The organism is Komagataeibacter xylinus (assembly GCF_004302915.1).
GTDB lineage: Bacteria > Pseudomonadota > Alphaproteobacteria > Acetobacterales > Acetobacteraceae > Komagataeibacter > Komagataeibacter xylinus_C.
In genome coordinates this window covers 1-2,559 of record NZ_QQBI01000084.1, presented here as the reverse complement: position 1 = coordinate 2,559, position 2,559 = coordinate 1, and the positions used below count along the sequence as shown (strand labels likewise).

The following is a 2,559-nucleotide window of genomic DNA, read 5'->3' as shown; positions in this document are numbered from 1 at the left end:
AGCGTAAGCTCCCGGCGACTGACGCCTTGCTGAATACTTCTGGCCTGGTTCAGCTATGAAGCATGAACGATTTAAGAGATAGGGACGCGGTACTACCTGCGAGTGTCGCAGGTAGTACCGCAGAGAGGCTCCAAAGGAGCGGTAGAGAGACCGATGAGCGGGACAGGCTGGCGGACGCCTCGCGGATCGAGATCGTTTCGGATCGCCGCCGCTGGCACGCCCCTGAATTTCGCGCGCGAGTGGTCATCGCGTCCTACGAGAGCCGACGCCCCATAAGGGAGGTGGCTGCACAGTATGGGATCCATCCCAGTCTGGTGTTTCGCTGGCGGCGAGAGGCTCGGGCCAAAGCGCAGGCCAAAGGCGGGACATCGTTCATACCTGTCATGGTAGCCCCGGCCCCCGAGCCGCAGCCATCGGAGCGTCGGAGAGAACAGGGAACGCTGTCCGGCCAAGCCGTCAGCCTGGTCTTTCCGGACGGTGTGCGGCTGGAGTTCGACGCAGGGCTGTCCGCTGATCGTCTGCGTGAGATTGTGGGCGCACTACGATCATGATCCCGCTTCCTTCCACGCTGAGGATATGGCTGGCGGCCGGTGTAACCGATATGCGCCTGGGGATGCCCGGGCTGGCGTTGAAGGTCCAGGAAGCACTGGGTCGTGACCCTTTCGCGGGTGACGTCTATGCCTTCAGGGGCCGACGCGGCGACCTGGTGAAACTGATCTGGCACGATGGGATCGGCCTTTCCTTATATGCGAAGCGGATCGAGCGCGGGCATTTCTTGTGGCCTTCGGCAAAGGACGGAGCGATCCATCTCTCCCCGTCACAATTGACTTGTCTGCTGGAGGGTGTGGACTGGCGCAATCCGCAGAAAACATGGAGACCTGAACTGGCGGGATAATAAAAACCGCGCCAGGTCAGCATATACTGGTACCCTTTTGAGCGCCCATGTGATCAACTGCCTTCATGACGGGAGACACGGACGACATCATCGCCTTGCGCGCGGCACTTGCCGCTGCCGAGGCGCGTGCCGAGGTCGCGGAAGCCCGTGCGGCCAGCGCCGAAGCGCAGATTGCCCATCTCAAACATCTTATCGCGCGGATGCGCCAGGACCGTTTCGGCGCCTCGTCGGAGCGGGGGCGCCGCCTGCTGGCCCAGCTCGAACTCGAATTGGAAGAGCTGGAGACGACACTCGCCGAGGACGCGCCCGAAAATGCGGCGGATCCCGCCGTCCGTGCGACAGCACCCAGGAGCAACCGGGGGCGCCAGCCCCTGCGTGCCGATCTGCCGCGCGAGCGGGTCGTCATCCCCGCACCGACACAGTGTCCGTGCTGTGGCAGCGATCGTCTGAGCAAACTGGGGGAGAGCGTCACCGAGACGCTGGAGGTGATCCCGCGCCAGTTCAAGGTCATACAGACGGTGCGGGAGAAGTTCACCTGCCGGGACTGCGAGAGCATCACCCAGCCACCCGCCCCCTTCCATCCGATCGCGCGCGGACGCGCCGGCCCATGGCTGCTGTCGACCATCCTGTGCGACAAGTTCCTGCAGCATCTGCCGCTGAACCGCCAGAGCGATGCCTTTGCCCGCGAAGGGATCGATCTCGACACATCAACGCTGGCCGACTGGGTGGGAGCCTGCACCGCGACGCTGGCCCCCCTGACTACGCTGATCCGGGCGCATGTGCTGGCGGCACAACGCCTGCACGCGGACGACACCACCGTGCCGGTTCTGGCGAAAGGCCGGACAGTCACCGGACGATTGTGGAATTATGTGCGTGATGATGGTCCATTTGGTGGGCCAGCACCGCCAGCCGTCTGGTTCCGGTATTCCCGGGACCGCAAGGGCGAACATCCCACGGACCATCTCACCGGCTGGACCGGCATTCTGCAGTCAGACGCCTATGCGGGTTATAATACTCTGGCGAAACCGGGACGCCAACCCGCGCCGGTTGTCTCCGCCGGATGCTGGGCGCATGGACGCAGGGGACTGTTCAAAATCGCCGAGAGGGACAAGGCGCCCCTCGCCATAGAGGCAGTAGGCAGGATCGACGCCATATTCCAAGCCGAGCGCACCATCAACGGTACGCCCCCAGAACATCGGCTGGCAGTCCGTCAAACAGACATAGCCCCTCTGGTCGACGATCTGTTCGACTGGATGCGGGAGTGTTGCCGGCGCATGTCGACAAAAAATCCCGTTGCCCACGCCATGAACTATTTTCTCAGACGTGCCGATACATTCACACGATTCCTCACTGACGGCCGGATCTGCCTCTCAAACAATGCAGCAGAACGCGCCCTGCGCGGCATCGCCCTGGGCAGGAAAGCCTGGTTGTTCGCCGGGTCCGATCGTGGCGGAGAGCGCGCCGCCGCCATGTATTCCCTGATCGTCACCGCGCGCCTGAACGATGTCGATCCCCATGCATGGCTCGCTGATGTCCTGGCACGGATCAATGACATCCCCAATCCACGCCTCCATGAACTCCTGCCCTGGCACTGGAAAGCCCACCAGCAGGTCCACAATACCATCGCCGCCTGAATACGCCCGCGTCTCCCGCCGGATGCTTAC

Annotated in this window: 3 protein-coding genes; all 3 read left to right on the top strand. The window is 63.1% G+C overall.

The annotated features are described in order from the left end of the window. Positions 1 to 62: 62 nt before the first annotated feature. On the top strand, positions 63 to 551 hold the full coding sequence (gene tnpA / locus DV027_RS17160; protein ID WP_061276868.1) for an IS66-like element accessory protein TnpA: 489 nt from the start codon (positions 63 to 65) through the stop codon (positions 549 to 551). Then, positions 548 to 895, top strand: a complete 348-nt coding sequence (gene tnpB / locus DV027_RS17155) for an IS66 family insertion sequence element accessory protein TnpB (RefSeq protein ID WP_019092242.1) — start codon at positions 548 to 550, stop codon at positions 893 to 895. Before tnpA ends, tnpB begins: the two co-directional genes overlap by 4 nt. A 65-nt stretch (positions 896 to 960) precedes the next feature. Then, positions 961 to 2,529 (top strand): IS66 family transposase, encoded by a 1,569-nt coding sequence (gene tnpC / locus DV027_RS17150; protein ID WP_075594768.1) that lies wholly within the window; start codon positions 961 to 963, stop codon positions 2,527 to 2,529. Positions 2,530 to 2,559 lie beyond the last annotated feature (30 nt).